Consider the following 21,980-nt stretch of genomic DNA (forward strand, 5'->3'; position numbering starts at 1 on the left):
CTAAGAGCAAAAGCAGAGCAAGAGCAAGAGCAAGAGCAAGAGCAAGAGCAAGAGCGGCTCTCTTCGCGTCGTGGTTAGCTGATTGAGTTCTGCGCGATGGGTAACTCGACGCAGAATTTCGCGCCGGCCTCGCCGTTGGTGACGCTCAGGCGCCCACCCATGTTTTCCACAATCCCATAGCTCACCGAGAGCCCCAATCCGGTGCCGACGCCTATCGGCTTGGTGGTAAAGAACGGTTCGAAAATCCGCTCCAACAGGCGCGGGTCTATCCCGCCGGCGTTGTCTTCGACCCAGATACGCACATGGCGGCTGTCGTGCTCGCTGTGCAGGGCAATCCAGGGGCGCAGGGCAGGGTCTTTTTCTCGCTGGCTGAGTAATGCGTCGCGGGCATTGACCATCAGGTTGATCAGCACCTGTTCCAGCTGGTCGACATAGCCTTTGACCTGCACCGAGAAGTCCGTAGGGCTGATGCGCACGTCTACACCTTTGCCGCGCAGGCCTTCGCTGAGCAGGGACAGGGTGCCCTCCAGCGCCTGCGCCGGGTCGAATGGTTGTTGCTCGATTTCCGAGCGGCGGCCGAAGACGCGCATATGGTCGACCACCCGTGCCGCGCGTTGCACCTGGGCGTCGATACGGTGCAGTTTTTCCGTGAGGTAGTCGATCTGCACATCGCCATTGCCCAGGCGCTTGAGCACATTGGTGATGGCCATGTGCATCACGTTCAGCGGCTGGTTGATCTCATGGGCCAGGCCGGTGGCCATTTCGCCGAGGGTGGCCATTTTCGCGCTTTGGGTCAGTTGCTGCTGGGAGCGGCGTACTTCGGTGTTGTCGCGCCCTACGGCTTGCACTTCGATCAGGGCGCCTTGTTCATCGAAGACGCCACGGTCCGACCACACCCACCAGGCATGTTCGCGCCCCGGCAGTTGCAGGCTGATTTCCGCGGTGCTCACCGGGAATTCCGGGGTCAGTTGCTGAATGCGCTGCATAAAGGCGGCGCGTTGTTCATCCGACAGCCACTGGCCCAGGTCGATGCCTGGCAGTTGGTCGGGCCGGCATTCCAGGTAATTGGCCAGCGGCGTGTTGCCGAAGGTGAGGATCAGGTCGGGACGGTAGCGACAGATCATCGCTGGCGAGTCTTCCACCAGGATGCGGTAGCGCTCTTCACTTTGGCGCACCTGCTCGGCGGCCAGGGTCGCCTCGGTGACGTCCAGCCAAAGGCCCACGGCTTCCACCGGCAAGCCGAGGTCGTCGCGCAAAAGCTTGGCTTCGTCGAGCAGCCAGTGGTAGTTGCCTTGCTTGTCGCGCAGGCGGTAGCGGCTGCGCACGTTGCCTTCGCGCAGCAGTTGGCGGGTGCGTTCGAAGTAGCGCTCACGGTCGTCGGGGTGGATCAGCGCCGCCAGGGTGTCGTGGTTGCAATCGGCCAAGGTCCAGCCCAGCAGCGGCAACAGGCTGGCGCTGAAAAACGCTGGGTGCAGCGCGCCGTTGACGTAGCGCTGCACATAGATGACGGCCGGTGAGCTGGCGATCAGGTTGTCCAGGCGCGCATGGGCGGCGGCGGCTTGCAGTTGCTGGTTCTGGATGTCGCTGATGTCGAGCATGAAGCCGACCCAGCGCCGTTCATTGCCGGCGCCCAGCACTTGGCCTTGTATGCGGTACCACAGGGGCGACTGCTCGGACTCGGTGCGTTGCAGGCGCACGCTGGTCAGCAGTGGCTTGCCCAGGGCTTGCAGGTCTTGCAGGCGGCTGTCGAGGGCCTGACGGTCGGCGGGGTGGATGAGTTCGAGCCAGGTGCCGAGGGGTTGGCGGGTGGGGCCTTCGTCCAGGCTCAGGTTGCGCAGCAATTGTGGCGCCAGTTGGATTTCCTGGGTGGCGGGCAACAGTTCCCACCAGCCAGTGCCGAGCAGGCCTTGCAGGGCTTCTACCCGTTCCAGTTGCTGGTGGTGACGCTGTTCGCGCAGACGGCCCAGCAGCGGCGCGGCGAGTGCCGCGCACAGGTTCAGCCAGTCACGCTCGCCGGTGTGGTGTGCCTGGCCGTTATAGAAGCCACACAGCAGCCACGCGGCGGCGCCATGGCTGTCGCGGTACGGCACCAGGAAGCCGTCGGCATTGCCAAATACACTGTGCAGGCGCGGGTTGTCGCTGCGCCCCTGGGCAATGTCCAGGCTCAGTGGCGTGTTGCCGTTGATGCTGTCCAGGCTGGTGCCCAGGTGTTGCCCGGTTTGCCATAAGGCTGGGGCGTCGTGCGCGGCGTAGTGGCTGTAGATGCGCCAGCCCTGGTCATCTTCGTCGAGCAGTGCCATGGCGACGCAGGGGATGCGCCAGCGCTGGGCCACGCTGCGCAGGTGTTCGCTGAACACCTGGGGCAGGCGGTTGGGGCTGCACACGCGCAGCTGTTCGCTCATCAGGGCGGCGAGTTGGTGGTTCTGTTCGCGTTGCTGTACCCGTGCTCGGTCGGCCAGCAGGTCCGTGATGTCCAGCAGGTGCAGGGCCCAGCCGTCGCCCTCCGGCTCGATCCAGCCGCGGGTATGCAGGACCTGGCCGGCAGCGCCCTGGAAGTCGAGGTCCAGGCCGTGTCGTTGCCACTCTTGCGGCGTGCCCTCGACACTCAGCGCGCTGTCGGCGCACAGCAAGGTCTGCAACGGTGGGTTCGGCATGCCAGCAAGATGCTGGGCAAGCAAAGGCCTCAAGGTGCCTGAGATGTTCAGCACCCGACCCAGGTTGTCCAGTTGCAGTTGCAGGCCGGGCGCGGGCGTCGTGGGTACATCCAGAGCCAGGGCGCTGGTGCGCCCGCGCAGGCGTGCGAACAATTTATCCCCCGTCGTCAAAACTGAAGGCTCGAGGTGGCGGTGAGGTTGGTGGGCAGGTTCGGTACGGTGCCCACCCCGGGCAATACCAGGGCCGGCAAGACCGCTTTGATATTGGCCGTGGGGTAGGTGATCTTCACCGTCAGCAAATTATTGGTGTAGGTAGCGGTGATATAGCCGGGCAAGAAATTCAAGGAACTGGGGATCCAGTTCAACTGGGCCTGGGTCGCATCCTTGGCGCGTTGTACAACCAGGGCCGAATAGCCTGCACCTGCAGTGATTGGGTCCAGGGACACACTGCGGCGTACCCCTTCGGCCGCCGCTTGGTGAAATGACTGCATCAACAGCAGCGGCAAGCTGTAGCTGAGCATGCCGTAGAACACTGCAAAGAAAATCACGAAAACCAAGGCAAACTCGATCGCCGCAGCGCCTTTTTGCTTTCTCGGGAGGCTCGATTTCATGACTGCGTCTACCCTGAGGCGAGTACTTGATATCAGCATAGAATCATTCAGCCAAAAGGGATGTTTTTTACGTGATCCAGACGCTAGTGATTGTGCTGTGGTTGGGCGTATGTGCTGTGCAGGATATTCGCCGGCGCCAAATTGCCAATACGCTGACCCTGGGCGTCGGGCTGTTGGCGCTGATTTACCTGCTATGGGCGGGCTCGACCTGGCTGGGCGCGCCCCGCAGCGAGGGTGGCCTGGCCTTGGCTTTGGCGCTGGTGCTGACCCTGCCCGGCTACGCGTTGGGCCGCTTTGGCGCGGGGGATGTGAAGTTGCTAGCCGCCTTGGGGCTGGCCTCCAATATCGAGTACCTGCTGGGGTCGTTGATCGGTGCCGGCATCGCCATGGTGGCCTGGACACTTATGCATCAATGGCTTAGCTCAAATAGCGTTGACCGGGCAGAGCACGCGTCAACAAAACAGCCCTTTGCGCCCTTCGTTTTGACAGGTTTTGCCGGCAGCTGGTTTTGGATCCATCAGTCGCACGAGTTGATTAATGCTATGTACATAGTCGGAAAGTACGTCTACGTTTAATGAGTGCTTATGTAGGAATTTTCGTCAGAAAGGATAGGTCATTATTTGGCTTGCCAGGCATGGAGTAGCGCGTGAACAAGCTTACGTCTGCAGTAAAAGTGCTCGTGGTCGACGATCAGCCATTAATCGTGGAGGAGCTCTGTGAATTTCTTGAAAGCAGTGGGTACCGTTGTGTCCCCTGCGAGTCCAGCCAGCAGGCTGTCCAGCGTTTTGGCGAAGACCTTCAGATTGGTTTAGTGCTGTGTGACCTGCATATGCCGGACATGGACGGCATCGAGCTGGTCCAGGCGCTGCAACGGATCGCCGGTAAACATCGCGCGTTCGAAGCGATCATGCTCACCGGTCGCGCCGACAAACAGGATGTGATCAAGGCCCTGCGTGCGGGCATCGCCGATTACTACCAGAAGCCGATCAACCTCGATGAATTGCTCGAAGGCCTCAAGCGCCAGGAAGCCGCGTTGGAGGAACGGCAAAAAGACCTGCAACTGGGCACGCTCAACCAGAAGTTGCAGTACCTGTCCGAATCGATCAACGACTTGTATATGGACTTGGACAAAGTGCGTCGCAACCCGGTGCCCCAGGACCATGACAGGGACCCATCGGCTGATGAAGCCGGGCCGTTGGAGATCCCGGCGATCTTCAATCAGCTGTCACCGCGCCAGCTGGATGTGGCTCGCCTGGTGGGCAAGGGCCAGACCAACTATCAGATTGCCTGTGAACTGGGAATTACCGAGAACACAGTCAAACTGTACGTGTCCCAGGTGCTGCGCCTGACCCATATGCACAACCGCACGCAGTTGGCGCTGGCGTTGTCACCGAGCAACTCGGCGATGCGCCAGCGGGTGACTGCGCACTAAAGGCCCAGGCAAACCTTGCAGGAGTCATCTTTCTGTGGCGAGGGAGCTTGCTCCCGCTCGACAGCGCAGCTGGAGTCGGCTTTTCTTGGGGGCGCTTCGCACCCCAGCGCAAGCAGGCTTGCTCGCCACGGTAGCTTTACTTGCTTCCACTTTGCGCAGTGCCGCCTATTTTCTGATCAAAAAACTCCGGAATCGGGTGCTTGTTGCTGTCCAGCCAGCGCTTGAGCGCCTGTTCGCGTTCTGCCGGCGTGGTTTTTTGCGGGTTGGCCGAGGCTGCGCGCCCGCTCAGTTGCAGCGCCATCCAGTTTTCCGTTTCTGCCTGCCGGGGTGAGGACGGCCCCGCTTCGATGGCCGACGCAAGGAGGGGCAGGGCCAGGCATGCAAGGCCGGCGAGGTAATGGAATTTCATCATCGACTCCCTATTTTACAGAGGCCGGCAGCGTGTCGCTGACCGCCGCTACCTGATCTTTGACTGGGCGCTGCGGTGCCGCGCCAGCGTCCTTGAGGTGTTGCGCCCGTGCCTGGGCTCGGGTCACCTGATCAGGGCTCAACCCGAGTTGGCCGACCACTTTCGCGGCTTGCTCCCAGTTGTCCTGATAGATCAGCAAGGTCACCAGGTTCACCGCCGCCAATTGATCGCTCTGCTTGAGTTCGATGGCGGTCATGAATTCAAAGCGCGCGTCATCCAGGCGCCGTTGATCGAGGTACACCACGCCCAGGTCGTTGCGGATTTTTTCGTCGGTGGGCGCCAACCGTGCTGCGCGTTGCAGGTGAGCCATGGCCTGGCCGTTGTCGCCCTTGGCCGACGCGAGTTGCCCCAGGCCGTGCTCACCGTCGGCGGCCAGGCAGGTGCCCAGCAGGCTGCGGTACAACGGCTCGGCGTCAGGACGGCCTAGCAAGCGATAGGCACGGGCCTGGCGTTGACGAACCTGGGGCAGGGCGCTGGGCAGGTTCTGCAGGTTGGCGAGGCTGGCGTGCAGCTTGCCCTCGTTGGCCATGTCATCGGCCAGGTTCAGCGACAGCTCCTGGTCCGAGCTGGGCTTGGGGCAATTGCCCGGCGCCAGCAACCCGGCCCACGGAACCTGGCCGTTGCTGGCACAGCCGCCCAGCATCAGCAGGCTCAAGGCGACGATCAGTGGTTTCATGGCAGGCTCCTCAAAAGTTATTCAAGGCTCGGGAGATGGCGATCATGGCCGGCCCCCCCAGCACGATCAGCAAGGCGGGAAACAGGAACACCATCATCACCACGGACATCTTCGCGGACATCTTCGAGATGTATTCCTGCAGGCGGGTCAGGCGGCGGTCGTCAAGCAACTGCTTGAGGGCCAGCAAGGATTTCATCGCGCCGCCGCCTTGGTGGATCAACTGCTGAAGGATGATGCAGGTGTCGGTGAACTCATCCACGGCCAACAGGCGTGCGGTCTTGCCCAGCTCTTCGGACAGTTCCAGGCCTGAGTCGACCCTTGCCAGGATCAGGCGCAGTTCATGGGTCAGGTCTGGCAGCAAGCGCTGGGCTTCGGTGCTCAACACCCGCAGCGATTGCTCAACTGCCATGCCGGATTCGAACAGGATGCGCAGTAATGGAATGAAGGTGGAAATTTCCCGAGCGATACGCTCCTGGCGATATTTCGCACTGAGGGCGAGGATGCGTTTGGGCAGCAAGTAACCGATGCCCAGGGCAATCGCCGGGGCAATCCAGGGTGAGCCGGCATGGGGAAACAGCAGTTGCTGGCCGAGCAGGGTCAAGCCCAGCAGCACGATGGGCACGCCGATCTGGAAAGCGGCAAACATGGAGCGCTGGTTGGCTTTGCGCCAGCCGACGCGGTTGAGCAGGGTCTGGGTTTCGTTGTCCAGGCTGACCGAGCGCTGGGCCACGGTGCTGGCGCCCAACTGGCGCATTAGGCTGCCGAGTTTGTCCTCGCGGGTCAGTTGGCCTTGCAGGCGTTGGCTGACCAGGCGTTGACGGCGCCTTTGCTCCAGCAGGTTGCCGACGATCAAGGCGGCGGCGGCGAGCGATAACAGGATGCAAATCAGGATGGCCATCTCAAATACTCCGCAACATGCGCCACATGACGAAGGTGCCCGAAATGTCGAGCGCCACCGCGGCCAGCAGCAGGTGGCGCCCGGTTCCGTCATTCCACATGCTCATCAGGTAGCCCGGGTTGACCATCAGGAAGTAGCCGACCATGACGATAGGCAAACCCGCCAGCACATAGGCGGTCATGCGCGTTTCGCCAGTCATGGCCTTGAGTTGGCGCGCACCCTGTTCGCGCTCGCGGATCATCTTGATCAGGTTTTCCAGCAGCTCGCTGGCGTTGCCGCCGTAGCGGTGGTTGACCTTCAGGCCAAGAGCAAACAGGCGGAATTCATCGCGCTCGTAGAACTCGGCAAAGTCGCTGACCGACTCCGGCAGGCTCACGCCCATTTGCACGTTGCGCTGGATGCGGCTCATGGCCTGCTTGAGCGGCGCTTCGGTGCTGTCGATCGCGCCCAGCACAGCGTCCGCGAGGGTGCGCCCAGACTTGAGGCTGCGCACGCTGTGGTCCAGCAGCTGCGGTAATTGTTCGACCATGCGCTGCACTCGCCGTTGGTAGCGCCAGGCGATATACACCCGCAGCAGCAGCGGCGGCAGGATCAGCATGGCCAACAGGCCCAGCCCGCCGGCCAGCAGATAGCCCAGCAACATGCCCAGCGCCCAGCCGCTCAGCCACAAACCCAGGCGGTCGGTGGGTTTGCCCAGGCCGGCGCGCTGGAACATGCGCTCCAGCGCGACCCAGCTGCCGTTCGGCTCCTGGGGCACCGGCTGGCCGTCGCTGAGCCGCTCCAGCACCCGGTCGGTGCCGGCCTGGCGTAACCCTCGCTGGAACAGCCAGACGGACAGGCTGATCAGCAGGATGCAAATGAGCAGCAAGACAAGTCCGGTCATGAGCCCTCTCTACAACGGCAATGCCGATTCGCGCCGCAGCTTGTCGCCGGCCGGGTTGAGCGCTTCGCGCAGAAAGCCGAAACCGCTACGGCGGTCGAGGCGGAACAGGGTGTTGGTGACATACACGTCGTCGCGCACCCCCACCACTTCCACCACCTCACTGACGCAACGGCGCCCATCGGGCAGGCGCGTCAGTTGCACCACCACATCCAGTGCGGCACAGATCATCTGCCGCAGGGTTTTCTCCGCCACCACCCGGCCGGTCAGGCCCACCAGGGTTTCCAGGCGCAGCAACGCGTCCTGGGCATTGTTGGCATGCACGGTACTCATGGAACCGTCATGGCCGGTGTTCATGGCCGTCATCACGTCGAGCACTTCGACGCCACGGATCTCGCCAAGGATGATGCGGTCCGGGCGCATCCGCAGGGCGTTGCGAATCAGGTCGCTGGCCTTGACCTCGCCATGCCCCTCGGCATTGGGCGGGCGGGTTTCCAGGCGCACCACGTGGGGGTGGCCCAGTTGCAGCTCGGCTACGTCTTCGATGGTGACCAGGCGTTCGTGGGGGTTGATCAATTGGCTGAGGATATTGAGCAGCGTGGTCTTGCCGGTGCCGGTGCCGCCACTGATGAGAATATTGCAGCGCTTGCCCACCGCCTCCTGGAAGAACTCGAAAATATTGTGGTCGATGGTTTGCATTGCTACCAGGTCACTGCTCTTGAGCATGTCCTTGCGAAATTTACGGATCGACAGGCACGGGCCGTCCAGGGCAATCGGCGGGATGATCGCATTGACCCGGCTGCCATCCGGCAAGCGCGCATCGACCATCGGTGACGACTCATCCAGGCGTCTTCCGAGGGGCGCGAGAATGCGCTGCATCACGCGTTCTACATGGTGCGCGTCGATAAAGCGCAGGTCGCTCTGGTGGAGTACTCCGTCACGCTCGATAAACACCCTGTGCGGGCCGTTGACCAGGATCTCGGTGATCGACACATCGCGCAGCAGCACTTCCAGCGGGCCGAAGCCGGTCAGCTCATCGACGATTTCCTCGGCCAGGCGCTCCATCTCATAGCGCGAGATCGCCAGGTGCATGCGCGTGATGTATTCGGCCACTTTGTCGATGACAAATTGCGCCAGGGATTGGCGCGAGCCTTCCAGCAGGTTCTGGCCCGACTCTTCGATGGCATCGATGATGTAGCGATGCAGCACCAGTTTCAGGCCGTCGTGGTCGTTGTGCGGGGTACTTCCACGGGCCGGAGCGCCGAAGAGTTTTTCGCCGTTCATCGACTCGCTCCCAGCAGGCGTTCGAACCAGCGCGTCGAAGGTTTATCCAGGCCTTCGGTGCGTTTGGCCAGGCGCTCGCCCAGGTGGCGCAGGGCTTGGGTCAAGGCTTCGCGTGGGGCCAGGGTGAACAGGCTTTGCCCCTGGTTCTTGGCGTTCAGGCGCACTTCGGGGCTCAGGGGCAGCACGGCGATGCACTCCAGGCCGAAGCTTTTTTCCAGGGCTTCGGTGCCGGGGGCACAGCCTTTGACGTAACGATCGACGAGCAGCTTGGCATGGTCGAGCTTCATGCCTTTTTCGCGCCACAGGTTCAGCATCGCCAGGTTACGCCGACAGTCGAGTACGCATTGGTCGGTGCACCACAACAGCTTGTCGCAGTGGCTGACAAAGGTGCGCAGGGCTTCGCTGTCCGCTTGCCCGGTGAGGTTGACCACGATGTGCTGGAAGTGCTGGCGCAAGGCGCTGAGCAACATGTACAGCTCCGCGGCGCTGGTCATTTCCAAGGGCTCATCGCTGGCGGCGTAGGCGAGGATCCGCAGGCCGTCGTCGGTGCTGGTGAACGCGCTGTTGATCAGGGTGGCGTCGAGGCGGCGCAGGTGGCGCAAGGCGTCGCCGAAATTGAAGGTGCTGTCCAGGCCCAGCAGCGCCAGGCTGTCGCCCCTGGGCAGGCCGAGGTCGAGCATCAGCGTCTGTTGGCCGCTCTTTTGCACCACCATCGCCAAGTGGCTTGCCAGCAGGGCGCCATCGGTATTGCCCTGGGCACCGTAGAGAACGGTGAGGCCGCCAAGATGGGCGTTCGGCGCGCTGGGCGGCAAGCGCTTGCTCAGGCGCCGCACCAGCCCGGCCACTTCGCTGGAGCGTGAGCCATAGGCGACAAAATCCCGAGCGCCGGCACGCATGGCGTTGAGTACCAACTGGTTGTCCATGCCGTCGCCCAAGGCCACCACCGCCAACATCGGCTTGGCTTCCAGGGCGCCTTCGATCAAGGCGCTCTGGGCCACCAGATGCTCGCGGTCCAGGCCCACGAACACCAGGTTGGCGAAGGTCACGTCCACCAGTGCCAGCAATTCATCGAGGCTGCCGCCGCCCACGTTGATCACTTGGCCAAGAGGGGCCAGGGCACCCTGGAGCCATTCCAGGTCGGTGCTGTTGCGGGTGATTGCCAGGAAGGTCTGGCTCAGGCTATCGCTCATTGGGAAAGTCCACTGCGCCGGTCGAAGTTACCGTTTTCCAGGAAGAACAGGCGGAACCAGTTCGGGTCATAGGTGCGCAGTTTTTCGCCGGGCAGCGACGGCAACTGCGCATTGGCAGCCAGTGGCTGGACCAGATGCGGCGTGACAATCATCAGCAGTTCTTTTTCTTCGCTGCTGATATTGGAGTCGCGGAAAAATGCGCCAAGGATCGGGATGTCGCCCAGGCCTGGGAGCTTGGCGATGGTCGAACGGTTGGTGCTGCTGATCAGGCCGCTGATCACGAAGCTTTCGCCGTCGGCCAGTGACACGCTGGTGTCGGTACGTCGCACGGTCAGGGCCGGCACCTGAATGCCTTCGATGCGAATCGCATTGTTGTAATCCAGCTCGCTGACTTCCGGGGCGACTTTCAGGGCGATGCGGTTGTGGTCGATGACCGTGGGCGTGAGGGTCAGGCGAATGCCGAACTCCTTGTATTCGATGGTGATGGTGTCGCTGCCGGCACTGGGCACCGGAATCGGCACTTCGCCGCCGGCCAGGAAGGTCGCGCTCTGGCCGCTCATGGCCACCAGGCTCGGGCGCGCCAGGGTATAGGCGAAACCGCTGCTTTCCAGGGCGTTGATCAGTGCCTTGACCCGGCCACCGCCAAACCCGATGTTGAAGTTGTCGGCACTCACCGGCAATTTGAAAATGCCCTCTGACGGGGACAGTAAATCGGGGCTGCCGAGGAAAAAGTTTTTACCCATGCCCAGGATCTTGGTGCTGGCTTCCTTGAGCTTGGTGCGGCTGACCTCGACAAAGCGAATATCGGTCTGCACCTGGCTGGGCAGCGTCGGGTCTTCGGAGGGCGACAGCGATTGGCTGGTCAGCGCCGAAGTAGCCTTGCCCTTGACGAACACCATGCTCTGGCGCGGCGTGGTCGAGCAGCCGGTCCACACCATCAGGCTGGTAGCGCCGCTGCCGACGCCAGTGAGCAGGAAATGGCGGTCGCCGTTGACCCGCACATCGGCGATTTTCGGGTCGCCGATTGCCAGGCGCGTAATCGCTACCGGCGATTGCAGTTCGGTCTGCAAGCCTTCGCCCACCTCGATCACAGCGGGCAGTTGGCCCAGAGCGTTGCAGTTGCCCGATGCGCCCATCGCCATGCCCAAGGGCAGGCACGGCAGCATCAAGGCCAAGGCCAATTGAGCGTAGCGTTGGCTCATTCAAGGCATCCTTGTTCAATCAGGGGGTAGGTTGTGCTGCCGCTGCGCCGCGAATCACTTCGACGCCCCGACGCTGGCCGGTGTCGGCCACCGTGGGGGTGATTTTTTTTGGCGGGCCGCTGAGGGCCAATTGGGTGAATTGGTAGAGGTCGCGGTTGGCGCTTTGCACCTTGTCCGGGGTGTCGCTTTCACCGGCCCAGTAGCGGCTGAGCAATTGTTCGTCGGCACTGCGCACGGCCAGGCGCAGCGTGCCGGCTTGGGAAGCGAGCATCAGCCGACTCAGCAATTGTTCGGGCACCGCCAGCACCACACTGCGCGCGGCGGTGCGACGTTGAGCCGCCTGGGCGCGTTCTTCGGCGGTGGCGGGTGGCGGTACTGCCGGGGTGCCGTCGTTGGCCAAACCCAGTTGGTCGCCGACGCTGAGCAGGCGAATCGCCGGGATGACCACCTGTGCCGACTGCTCGGCATTGGCATTGTCCTGGCGCAAGAACAACAAGACATCCACGTAATCGCCGGGGCTCAACTGGCCACCGGCACCGATGACCTCGTCGACGGCGACGGCGAGCGCGCGTTCATCTGCACGAATCATGCGGGCCAGGGGGCCGCCGGCGGTGAAGCTTTCATCATTGAGCCAGGTGCCGGCACCCAGGGCCCGCAAGGGCGTACGACCGATGGCCTGGTCAACGCTGGTCAGGCTGCCTGCCGGCACGGTACGCAGTTTTTCCACGGCTACATCGGCAGCGGTGAGGGGCACAAAAGGCGCAACCGCGTGCACCAGTACCACGACGGGCTGGCGGGTCTGGTCTTCCACGACCGCAACGGTTTTTTCAACGGAAATGACAGGTTCTGGCGAGGGCACTACGGCGGGTGCCGACGGCCGGCTCAGTACCAGGCCCCAATACCCTGCCACCAGGGCTCCGATAAGCAGCAAGCCAGCCAGGACCATGCTGATGCGACTGTTCATGACGGCGCTCCCTATCCTGTTGCACTACTTTTATTCCCGTTAATCCAAACGAGTTAAATTCGCAACTGGGCTGTGATGAACAACTAACGATTTGGCTATTTGAAGGTAGCTCAGCTAGGACGAAATGCCATTACCGAATGAAAAAATTATCGATGTTTTTAGAGTCGGGCCTTTAAACAACGGACTTGCAGGGCGCATGAGGCCACTAATACTTTATGATTAATTCATTCTTACAGTTGTGAGTGTTAAATTTGTTGACAATGCTCTAGTGGCACACGGCAATCATTGTGCGGGCCAGCTGTATCGGCGCTTTGTGGCGCATGAAGGAGATCTCAACATGATCCTTGACCTGTTCTTGAAATTTTATGTTCACGCTCAGTTATTCCTGCGTCGCAGAGACGGGGCGTCGGCTATTGAATATGTGATTATCGTCGCGATAGTTGCGTTGGTGATCGTCGGTATTGGTACTGGGCTTGGCGATAAGATAAAAGGTATCTTCGAGCAAGTGTCTGATGCGCTGCCAGCAGCGACTTAGCTGTCATTGCGGTATTCTTTCGTTCCGGTGATTCTTTTTATCAGGTACCGCCCATGACCCACCCTTCGTCATCCCGCCAACAAATCCTATTGGTGGACGACGAGGAGGATGCGCTGGTGGAGTTGGCCGAATCCCTCGAAAACGAGGGGTTCGTCTGTTTCACCGCGACCTCCGTCACCTTCGCCTTGCAAGAATTGACACTTCACCCTGATATCGCCCTGGTCATCACCGATCTGCGCATGCCCGAGGAAAGTGGTATCTCCTTGATCAAGCGCCTGCGCGAACATACCTCACGCTCGCATTTGCCTGTGATCGTGATGTCTGGCCATGCAGAAATGGACGATGTCAGCGATATGCTGCGCTTGCAGGTGCTGGACTTGTTTCGCAAGCCGATCTACCTGGTGCGCTTGCTCGATACCCTCAACAGCCTGTTTCCCCTCTCTACACCTGGTCGGTAACGGGCCTGCACCGCTTATTAAATGTGGGAGCTGGCTTGCCTGCGATGATGGCCGAACAGTCAACGACTAACTGCCTGACACTCCGAAACCCAACTGTGGGAGCGGGCTTGCTCGCGAAGGCGGTATGGCAGACAACCGAGATATGTACTCATTCCAACCCAATTAAATGGTCGACCCGAAGAGCGCCATCGCAGGCAAGCCAGCTCCCACATTGATTACAGGTGCCCTCGTCACAGTTGATAACTGAAGCTCAGCGTATACCGAGGCCTGCGATTGAAGCTGTCCAGGGCGATATCCGACATTGGCTTGGCCGCTTCCAGCGCGATGTTGTAGTACTTGTTGTCGCCAAAGCGTAAACCTACCGCCGCCGACGACATGTCGTTGGCCTTGACAGGCAGGTCGTTGAACCAGGATTTGGCGCGATCGACCACTACGTAGGGTTGCAGGATTTTCACCCAGTTGCCGGCGCGGTTGAAGCTGTAGTTGACCTCGTACGCCACCCCCCAGCCCTTGTCGCCCGAGCCTTGGTCGTCCGGGTAGCCGCGGCCGAAATTTTGCCCCCCGAAGGTGGCGCGTTCGCTGTCGGGCAGGGTGTTGTTGCTCCAGTACAGCGCGCCGGAAAGTACGCCTTGCCAGTTGTCGAAGAACTTGTCGCTTTGCACGCCGGAGAGGCGCAGGCGGAAGAAGTCGAGGTCGGGTTTAGCCACGTCCAGGTCACTGCGGGCCTTGGCGCCCAGGCCATCGATGCCCTGGTACAGGCCACCGCTGATGATGCGTAGGCGTCGCGCGTCGGCTTTGCGCCAATCACCTTCGAAGGCCAGGGCGCGCAGGTTGGATTCGATGTCGAAACGCAGCGGGTAGCCCACCAGTTTATAGCGCGTGGTCTGGTCGACCGCGTACAGGCGTGTGCCCAGGGTGAATGACTCGGTCGGGGAGGCAATGAATGGGTGGCTCAGGCCAATGGAATAGCGGTCGATGGACTGGTGCGGCTTGAGTTCGAAACCGCCGTCCAGTTGCACGCTGCTGCTGGGGTCGGCGCGATAGCGCTCGGCGGCGAGCGCCAGTTGGGTGCCTTCGGCATTGATGAATTGGTTGTAGTCCACACGGTAGTAATGCTCTTTGTCCTCGCCGGGTGGGAACAGGCCGCTGACGCTGAGCTGCTCGCCCATGGACGTCTGGGAATTGCTGGTGGCGCTCAGCAACGCTTGCGTGCCGCCACGGCTTTTCTGCACCAGGCTCATGCTGGTGGTGAAAGGTTTGCGGCTGGCCTGGATCTGCATGTGCGTGGCGCCATCGGTGGTGCCTGGCGGCGGTACTTGCGCTTGTACGCTGAGGCCGGGGATGCGGCTCATCAGCGTGGTATAGCGCTCGAAGGTCTTGCGAGTCAGTGGGCGTTCGGCCAGGAGCTTTTGCGCGAGTTTATCGACGTAGGCCGACACCGAACCAATGTCGCCGGTTTGTTGATAGTCCTTGATGTAGCCTTCCACCAGTACCACGCGGACCAGGCCATTTTCGAAGTTCTGTTGCGGCAGGAAGGCGTAGGACAGCAGGTAGCCATCCTCCTGATAACGGCGGGTGATGCCACGGGTCGCTTCAATCAGTTGCGCAAGGTTGGTTTCACGTCCAATCAACGGCGCATACACCTGTGCCGTCTCGGCGAGCGGGTAGACCGTTCCGCCTTCGATCTGCAACTTTCGAATAGTGACCTTGGTGTCCATCAACAGCGGCTGGCCCGCAGTCGGCGGCGCCTCGGGTACTTGGGTTTTCGACGTGGGTGGTCGGTAGGCGTCAGCGGGCAGGTTGGGCACCGGCAGGGTGCGAACAGTGTCGTTGCTGTTAAGAAAGCTGGGAAGGGTCTCGGCCTGGGCGTAAGCACTGAGGGTGAGCAATAACAACGGGGTCAACACGCGCATAGGACACTCCATGGTCAACTGCAGCAGCGCTTCGGGCCCGCCGGGTTCTGGGACTCGGTTCGGGAGGGCGGCGACTGATCACAGGTGTCGCTGCCCATAAAAAAGACGAGAGACTTATTAAAGGTCTCTCGTCTCAACCAAGCGTAGGCGCTGTAGGGGAGGCCGTCTAATCGGCCAGGTGCATTTCTATTTGCCGGTCAGGCCATTCAACAAACCGCCCAGACCGCCTGTGGCCGTAGTGCCGCCCGTGGTTGTGGCAGTGCCGGTTGCTGTGGCGGTGGTGCCGATATTCAGGCCACCGAGCAAACCACCGCTGGTGCCGCCAGTGGTGCCGCCGGTTACCAGACCACCCACCGAGGCGACGGTGCCGCCGACCGCTGTGACGGTGGTGCCTACCGCGTTGGTGATCGGGTTGGCATTGGCTGCCGTCAAGTTAGTGCCCACGCTGCTCACAGCGCCGCCAACTTGAGTCACCAGACCATTGACCGGAGCACCCACACCGGTAGTGGTGCCGATGGTTTGGGTCAGGTTGGTGACGCCGCTGGTCACAGGGTTGAGCGCGGCGCCGACATTGGCGGCCACGGTGGCGACCGGTGCGGTAGCAGCGGTGTTTGCTACACCTGTGCCACCCAGCACAGTGCCCAGCGAGGCAACGGTGCCGCCGACTGCACCACCGGTCACACCCGCTGCACTGACGGTGCCGTTGGTGTTGCCCACGTTCAGGCCGGTACCCACGTTAGCGACCAGGCCACCCACCAGTTCTGGAATGCCGGTAGCCGAGGTGCCACCGGTTGGGGCGACATAACCACCTGATTTATCCAGTGTGCCACCGACGCCGGTGAGCACGGTGCCGACAACGCCGGTGACCGGGTTGCCCGTGCCGCCCGTGCTGGCGACTTGAGTCCCCAAGCTGGTGACGGTCGAGCCGACCTTATCCAGTACGCCATTGAGTGGAGTGCCCAAGCCGGTTGCGTTACCCAGGTTGCCGGTGGTGTTTTCCACCAGCGACACCACAGGCACCACGACTTTGCTGCCCAGGGTGTTGGTCAACGAACCCAGCGGGCCGGTGGTGCTGGCCGTACTGAGGGTATCGCCGAGCATGGTAACGGTGGTGCCGACTTTATCCACGACGCCACCGACTGCAGTGCCTACACCGCCTGTCAGGCCGCCCACGACGGGGATACCGCCGAGAGTGGTTGACAGTGATTGGCCGGTGGTCGACAGGCCGTCGCCCAAGTCAGCTACGCCGCCGCCGACACCTGCGACCGTAATGCCCAGCGAATTGCTATTGGTTCCCAGGGATCCCAGGCCTGTTGTGACGCCGGTGCCGATGGTGGTGACCGCAGTGCCGACCGAGGTGACCAGGCCACCTGCTGTGGTGCCGACGATTGGAACAGGGGTCAAGGCGCCTCCGAGATCACCCACTGCTGCGCCTACATTGCCTACGGTGGTGCCGAGGGTGCCGGCGATCTGGCCGGTGATCAGCGGGGTGGTTGTCGAACCTGTTCCGCCGCCAGTGCCGCCGGTGCCACCACCAGTCCCACCCGTGCCGCCGTCAGTGCCACCGGTGCCACCGCCAGTCCCACCCGTGCCGCCGTCAGTACCACCTGCGCCGCCACCAGTCCCACCGGTACCGCCGCCCGTGCCGCCATCACCGCTCCCGGCACCTGCACCAGCATCCGGCGATGACGCCGCCACGCTGGATTTATGCCCGCCACCACCGCTGCTGCAGCCGCCCAGGCTCATTGCCAGAATCAGGGCCAGCGCGGTACTTGCTTTCCAAAACACGACTTGAGTTTTCATGATTGAGTTCCTTGCACCTGGTACAACCTTGGTTGTTTCAAACCTTCGTTACTTCTTCGGATAACGATAGGTTTGTCCGTGTGGCTATCTCAGGCGAGGGCACTCTTTCACGCAACGCTCAACTTGGTATTAACGATTTATATACATCCCGCCATCGTCGGCTTAATGACTAATACCAAAGGTGTAATGGAAGGATGTTTCAGGATGTTTATAATAGTAAAATCAAAGTGTTGTAAATAAAGACGGACCTCGTAAGGTCCGCTATAACTTAGGGTGTATATATACAATTAATCAGGGTTTTCAGGCAGTCGGCTGCCACTGCCCCAGCATATGTTGTATATCCCCAGCGCCTTTGAGTTCCAACGCCCCGCTGGAACCGGCCGCGCTGCTCATCAATATCACTTCACTGGGCAGACGCACCGGCTTCATGAACTCGACGTCGATTTCAATATTGGCGGCCGGCAAGTGTTCTGCCAGCGCCGCGAGGGTGCGCGCCTTGTTCCATAACCCGTGGGCGATGGCCTGGGGAAAACCGAACAACTTCGCGGTCGGGGTACTGAGGTGGATGGGGTTGTAGTCGCCAGACACTCGGGCGTAGCGTCGGCCAATATCAGGGGGGGCTTTCCAGCGCGTCAGTTCGGTGAGCGTGTCTGGGGTTTGCAATCCGCTCTCCAGGGCTTCGCCCTCCAGCTTCACGCCTCGACACAACATTCGGCTTTCGGCTTCCCACAAAAGTCCAAGTGCATCCTCTACAACGGTGACGATGTCAAAGGTGGCCCCCTTGGGATGGGGGCTGAGATTGCGTGCGTAGACACCGACACTCACGTCACCCACGCCACCCAACGGCCGATGAATACGGATGCGATTGCGCAGGTGGATCAACCCCAGCAACGGAAACGGAAAGCTCTTGTCCGTCAGCAGTTGCAGTTGCAGGCCGAACGCGAGGATATGCGGATAAGTCGCCGGCAGCATCGGGCTGTCAGCAAAGCCGCACACCTTGCGGTACGCGGCAACGGCGCTGGGGTTGATACTCATCCGGCAGCGCAACCCACATTCGGGCAGTGAGCTGCCGGTGATCTTGCGCTTGAGCGCCGCACGCCAATACAGCGGCAGTAGGGGCGGGGTGCTGTCCAACGTTTGCCATTGCATGCTTACGCTCCCAGAAGACTTTGCCCACACACCCGCAGCGCTTGGCCGCTGACCGCGCCGGAACCCGGCTGGCTCAGCCAGGCGACGGCTTCGGCCACGTCCTGGGGCAAGCCACCTTGGCCCAGGGAACTCATGCGGCGCCCGGCCTCGCGCAGGGCGAAGGGAATATGCGCGGTCATCTGGGTTTCGATAAACCCTGGCGCGACGGCGTTGATGCTGATCCCACGCTCCTTCAACAGCGGCGCCCAGGCTTGAGCCAGGCCGATCAACCCAGCCTTGCTTGCGGCATAGTTGGTTTGCCCACGATTGCCGGCGATGCCACTGATAGAAGCCAGCAACACCACCCGTGCATTGTCCTGCAGGGTGCCGCTGTCGAGCAGGGCCTTGGTCAGCACTTGCGCAGCCTTGAGGTTGACCGCCAGCACTGCGTCCCAGTATTCCGGGGTCATGTTGGCCAGGGTTTTGTCGCGGGTGATGCCAGCGTTGTGCACCAGGATGTCGAGCCCGTCTGACAGGTGCTCGATCAGTTGGCGTGCGGCATCTTCGGCGCAGATATCCAGGGCCACCGTGCGTGCATTCAGGCGTGCGGCCAGGGCTTCGAGGTCGGCCTTGGCCTGGGGCACATCGAGCAGAATCACGTCGGCGCCGTCGCGGGCCAGGGTTTCGGCGATGGAGGCACCGATGCCTCGGGCGGCGCCGGTAACCAACGCCTTGCGCCCGGCCAAAGGGCGCGTCCAGTCTTGCACCGGGGTGTCGCAAGCTGACAGGCGAATCACCTGGCCCGAGATATAAGCGCTTTTGGGCGAGAGGAAAAACCGCAGCGCGCCCTCCAACTGGCCTTCGGCACCGTCGCCCACGTACAGTAACTGCAGCACGCCACCGCTGCGCAACTCCTTGGCCAAAGAGCGGCTGAACCCTTCCAGGGCGCGCTGGGCGCTGGCGGCGAACGGATCGCTGAGGCTTTCCGGCGCCCGGCCAAGGATCACCAAGTGGGCACTGTGGTCGAGGTTTTTAAGCAGTGGTTGGAAGAATTCGCGCAGCTGCTTGAGCTGGTCGGTGTGCTGCAAACCGCTGGCATCGAACACCACCGCCTTGAGCTTGGGGCCGTGTCCTGGAATCCACGCGGGCGCTGTCGAGGCTTCGGCGCCGTAGCTGTAGACGGCGTCGGTGAGTCGGTTGGCAAATGCCAGCACCTGGGTAGCCAATGCGCCACCGCCCAGCAGCAGCGCACCTTCGACCGGGCGCAGGCGCCCGGCTTGCCAGCGTTCCAGGCGTACCGGTGACGGCAGGCCAATGGCGGCGACCAGGCGATGGCCGAGGCTTGAGTTGGCGAAGTCGATATAACGGTCAGGCATGGAACGCTCTCCGAAGGCTGGGGTTCAAAGGTTGACCACCCTGGGGTGGCAGTCGTTCGATTGAGCCTAGGCTAGGCTTGATGATTCCACCCACCACCACAAGGGAGCTTTCTATGACTCAATTGCGCCGTGTAGCGATCATTGGCGGTAATCGCATTCCTTTCGCCCGATCCAATGGCCCCTACGCTACGGCGAGCAACCAGGCGATGCTGACTGCCGCGCTGGAGGGCCTGATAGAGCGCTACAACCTGCACGGCCTGCGCATGGGCGAAGTGGCCGCCGGCGCGGTGCTCAAGCATTCCCGTGATTTCAACCTGACGCGTGAATGCGTGCTCGGTTCGCGCCTGTCACCGCAAACCCCTGCGTACGACATTCAGCAAGCCTGCGGCACGGGGCTTGAGGCGGCGCTGCTGGTGGCCAATAAAATCGCCCTGGGCCAGATCGAATGCGGCATTGCCGGCGGGGTGGACACCACCTCGGATGCACCGATTGGCGTGAATGAAGGGCTGCGCAAGATCCTGCTGCAAGCCAACCGCAGCAAATCCCTGGGAGATAAGCTAAAACTCCTGTTACAACTTCGTCCTCATCACCTCAAGCCGGAACTGCCGCGCAACGGCGAACCGCGTACCGGCTTGTCCATGGGCCAGCATTGCGAACTGATGGCCCAGACCTGGCAGGTCCCCCGCGCCGAGCAGGACCAGCTTGCGCTGGAGAGCCATCAGAAGATGGCGGCGGCCTACGCCGAAGGCTGGCACAACGATTTGCTCACGCCCTTTCTCGGCCTCACCCGCGACAACAACCTGCGGCCCGACCTGACCCTGGAAAAACTCGCCAGCCTCAAGCCGGCCTTCGAGCGCAGCGAAAAGGGCACGCTCACCGCGGGCAACTCCACACCGCTGACCGATGGTGCCTCCCTGGTGTTGCTGGGCAGTGAGGCATGGGCCAAGGAGCGCGGCTTGCCGATCCTGGCTTACTTGCGCGATGGCGAAGCGGCGGCAGTGGATTTCGTCCACGGCGCCGAGGGCCTGCTGATGGCGCCGGTGTATGCGGTACCGCGTTTGCTGGCGCGCAACGGCCTGACGTTGCAGGACTTTGATTACTACGAGATCCACGAAGCCTTCGCCGCCCAAGTGCTGTGCACGCTCAAGGCCTGGGAAGACGCCGACTATTGCAAGACCCGCCTGGGCCTGGACGCGCCGCTGGGGTCGATCGACCGCAGCCGCCTCAACGTCAAGGGCAGTTCCCTGGCGGCGGGCCATCCGTTTGCCGCCACCGGTGGGCGTATCGTCGCCAGCCTGGCTAAATTATTGGATGCAGCGGGCAAGGGCCGTGGGCTGATTTCCATCTGTGCAGCCGGTGGCCAAGGCGTGACGGCGATTATCGAACGCTGATTGCCGACAAAATTGGCCCATTGAATGCATTCTGAAGGGGTCAGAGGTCAGTAGCCTCTCCCCCCGGCGAGCCGATTGCCGTATAACGAGTGCCACACGCGTGTTTGGTAATACAGGACCCACAATAAAAGCTGATGAAGACTCCTAAACGCATTGAACCCCTGATCGAAGACGGTCTGGTCGACGAAGTGCTGCGCCCTCTGATGAGTGGTAAAGAAGCAGCTGTTTATGTGGTGCGCTGCGGCAATGAATTGCGTTGCGCCAAGGTTTACAAGGAGGCGAATAAACGAAGTTTTCGTCAGGCATCCGAATACCAGGAAGGCCGTAAGGTCCGTAACAGCCGCCAGGCGCGAGCCATGGCCAAGGGCTCCAAGTTCGGCAAGAAAGAAACCGAAGATGCCTGGCAGAACGCGGAAGTGGCTGCGCTGTTTCGCCTGGCCGGTGCGGGCGTTCGTGTGCCCCAGCCGTTCGACTTTCTCGAAGGCGTGCTGTTGATGGAACTGGTGGCCGACGAATACGGCGATGCGGCGCCGCGTCTGAATGACGTAGTGCTGGAGCCGGACCAGGCGCGTGAATACCACGCCTTCCTGATCTCCCAGATCGTGCTGATGCTGTGCACCGGCCTGGTGCACGGTGACCTGTCCGAGTTCAACGTACTGCTCACGCCTACGGGCCCGGTGATCATCGACCTGCCCCAGGCGGTGGATGCGGCGGGCAACAACCACGCGTTCAGCATGCTGGAGCGCGACGTTGGCAACATGGCTTCCTACTTCGGGCGTTTTGCCCCGGAGTTGAAGAAAACCAAGTACGCCAAGGAAATGTGGGCGCTGTACGAAGCTGGCACCTTGCACCCGGCCAGTGTATTGACCGGTGAGTTCGACGAACCGGAAGAACTGGCGGATGTGGGCGGTGTGATCCGTGAGATCGAAGCGGCGCGGTTGGATGAAGAGCGTCGCCAGGCGATTCGCGCGGCGGATGATGCGCCACCAAGCAAAGTGCCGGACGAGCCACCGCCGCCGCCTTGGATGCAGTAACTCACTGTGGCGAGGGAGCTTGCTCCCGTTCACCCGCGCAGCGGGTGCTGGCTTTTTTGGGGGGCGCTTCGCACCCCAGCGG

20 protein-coding genes are annotated in these 21,980 nt (G+C 61.8%); 6 read left to right on the top strand and 14 right to left on the bottom strand.

Annotated elements, in window-relative coordinates; translation table 11 throughout:
- Window positions 1-74 precede the first annotated feature (74 nt).
- A complete protein-coding gene (locus GIV35_RS12025; RefSeq protein WP_236264511.1) occupies window positions 75-2,825 on the bottom strand; it encodes a PAS domain-containing sensor histidine kinase in 2,751 nt (916 codons plus the stop codon).
- On the bottom strand, window positions 2,822-3,265 hold the full coding sequence (locus tag GIV35_RS12030; protein WP_223023818.1) for a TadE/TadG family type IV pilus assembly protein: 444 nt from the start codon (window positions 3,263-3,265) through the stop codon (window positions 2,822-2,824). The genes GIV35_RS12025 and GIV35_RS12030 overlap by 4 nt, the downstream gene beginning before the upstream one ends.
- Window positions 3,266-3,336: 71 nt before the next feature.
- Between GIV35_RS12030 and GIV35_RS12035 the strand changes: the two genes are divergently transcribed.
- The gene (locus GIV35_RS12035) at window positions 3,337-3,840 is read left to right on the top strand and encodes a prepilin peptidase (protein WP_223023819.1); all 504 of its coding nucleotides are present in this window, start codon (window positions 3,337-3,339) and stop codon (window positions 3,838-3,840) included.
- A 71-nt stretch (window positions 3,841-3,911) separates the two neighbouring features.
- Window positions 3,912-4,697: a response regulator transcription factor gene (locus tag GIV35_RS12040; protein ID WP_200649410.1), complete on the top strand. Its 786-nt coding sequence runs from the start codon at window positions 3,912-3,914 to the stop codon at window positions 4,695-4,697.
- 136 nt (window positions 4,698-4,833) lie between these two features.
- On the opposite strand, the gene GIV35_RS12045 is transcribed toward GIV35_RS12040, so the two are convergent.
- The 8 genes from GIV35_RS12045 to cpaB are packed head-to-tail and all read right to left on the bottom strand — an operon-like array spanning window position 4,834 to window position 12,260.
- A complete protein-coding gene (locus GIV35_RS12045; protein WP_105225613.1) occupies window positions 4,834-5,106 on the bottom strand; it encodes a DUF3613 domain-containing protein in 273 nt (90 codons plus the stop codon).
- 10 nt (window positions 5,107-5,116) lie between these two features.
- Window positions 5,117-5,842 (bottom strand): tetratricopeptide repeat protein, encoded by a 726-nt coding sequence (locus tag GIV35_RS12050; RefSeq protein WP_223023820.1) that lies wholly within the window; start codon window positions 5,840-5,842, stop codon window positions 5,117-5,119.
- Window positions 5,843-5,852: 10 nt separating this feature from the next.
- Complete coding sequence (locus GIV35_RS12055) at window positions 5,853-6,740, bottom strand: type II secretion system F family protein (protein ID WP_105225615.1); 888 nt, start codon at window positions 6,738-6,740, stop codon at window positions 5,853-5,855.
- A gap of 1 nt (window position 6,741) precedes the next feature.
- Window positions 6,742-7,623 carry a type II secretion system F family protein gene (locus tag GIV35_RS12060; protein ID WP_105225616.1) on the bottom strand — a complete coding sequence of 294 codons (882 nt, stop codon included), beginning with the start codon at window positions 7,621-7,623 and terminating at the stop codon, window positions 6,742-6,744.
- A gap of 9 nt (window positions 7,624-7,632) precedes the next feature.
- Window positions 7,633-8,904, bottom strand: coding sequence for a CpaF family protein (locus tag GIV35_RS12065; protein ID WP_223023821.1), 1,272 nt, complete (start codon window positions 8,902-8,904; stop codon window positions 7,633-7,635).
- Entirely contained in the window at window positions 8,901-10,094 is a 1,194-nt protein-coding gene (locus GIV35_RS12070) for an AAA family ATPase (protein WP_200649412.1), read from the bottom strand. The genes GIV35_RS12065 and GIV35_RS12070 overlap by 4 nt, the downstream gene beginning before the upstream one ends.
- Window positions 10,091-11,296: a type II and III secretion system protein family protein gene (locus GIV35_RS12075; RefSeq protein ID WP_105225619.1), complete on the bottom strand. Its 1,206-nt coding sequence runs from the start codon at window positions 11,294-11,296 to the stop codon at window positions 10,091-10,093. Before GIV35_RS12075 ends, GIV35_RS12070 begins: the two co-directional genes overlap by 4 nt.
- A 19-nt stretch (window positions 11,297-11,315) precedes the next feature.
- Window positions 11,316-12,260, bottom strand: a complete 945-nt coding sequence (gene cpaB / locus GIV35_RS12080) for a Flp pilus assembly protein CpaB (protein WP_105225620.1) — start codon at window positions 12,258-12,260, stop codon at window positions 11,316-11,318.
- 337 nt (window positions 12,261-12,597) lie between these two features.
- Here cpaB and GIV35_RS12085 point away from each other — a divergent pair, with 337 nt between their 5' ends.
- On the top strand, window positions 12,598-12,795 hold the full coding sequence (locus GIV35_RS12085) for a Flp family type IVb pilin (protein ID WP_034125890.1): 198 nt from the start codon (window positions 12,598-12,600) through the stop codon (window positions 12,793-12,795).
- Window positions 12,796-12,848: 53 nt separating this feature from the next.
- Window positions 12,849-13,253, top strand: coding sequence for a response regulator (locus GIV35_RS12090; RefSeq protein WP_034125891.1), 405 nt, complete (start codon window positions 12,849-12,851; stop codon window positions 13,251-13,253).
- Between the two features lie 230 nt (window positions 13,254-13,483).
- Here the strand turns inward: GIV35_RS12090 and GIV35_RS12095 are convergent, their stop codons facing one another.
- The 4 genes from GIV35_RS12095 to GIV35_RS12110 all read right to left on the bottom strand — a co-directional run bounded on the left by GIV35_RS12095 (window position 13,484) and on the right by GIV35_RS12110 (window position 19,473).
- Window positions 13,484-15,166 carry a ShlB/FhaC/HecB family hemolysin secretion/activation protein gene (locus tag GIV35_RS12095; protein WP_034125892.1) on the bottom strand — a complete coding sequence of 561 codons (1,683 nt, stop codon included), beginning with the start codon at window positions 15,164-15,166 and terminating at the stop codon, window positions 13,484-13,486.
- 186 nt (window positions 15,167-15,352) lie between these two features.
- The gene (locus GIV35_RS12100; RefSeq protein ID WP_236491394.1) at window positions 15,353-16,969 is read right to left on the bottom strand and encodes a collagen-like triple helix repeat-containing protein; all 1,617 of its coding nucleotides are present in this window, start codon (window positions 16,967-16,969) and stop codon (window positions 15,353-15,355) included.
- A 300-nt stretch (window positions 16,970-17,269) separates the two neighbouring features.
- Complete coding sequence (locus GIV35_RS12105) at window positions 17,270-18,118, bottom strand: MaoC family dehydratase (protein ID WP_236265824.1); 849 nt, start codon at window positions 18,116-18,118, stop codon at window positions 17,270-17,272.
- 2 nt (window positions 18,119-18,120) lie between these two features.
- Complete coding sequence (locus tag GIV35_RS12110) at window positions 18,121-19,473, bottom strand: 3-oxoacyl-ACP reductase (protein ID WP_236265825.1); 1,353 nt, start codon at window positions 19,471-19,473, stop codon at window positions 18,121-18,123.
- 113 nt (window positions 19,474-19,586) lie between these two features.
- Here GIV35_RS12110 and GIV35_RS12115 point away from each other — a divergent pair, with 113 nt between their 5' ends.
- Window positions 19,587-20,864: an acetyl-CoA C-acetyltransferase gene (locus GIV35_RS12115; protein WP_105225624.1), complete on the top strand. Its 1,278-nt coding sequence runs from the start codon at window positions 19,587-19,589 to the stop codon at window positions 20,862-20,864.
- Between the two features lie 134 nt (window positions 20,865-20,998).
- On the top strand, window positions 20,999-21,898 hold the full coding sequence (locus GIV35_RS12120) for a PA4780 family RIO1-like protein kinase (protein ID WP_014716761.1): 900 nt from the start codon (window positions 20,999-21,001) through the stop codon (window positions 21,896-21,898).
- The last annotated feature ends 82 nt before the right edge of the window (window positions 21,899-21,980 follow it).

Origin of the sequence: Pseudomonas sp. PA-1-6B, assembly GCF_021609545.1 — a bacterium.
Lineage (GTDB): Bacteria > Pseudomonadota > Gammaproteobacteria > Pseudomonadales > Pseudomonadaceae > Aquipseudomonas > Aquipseudomonas fluorescens_BV.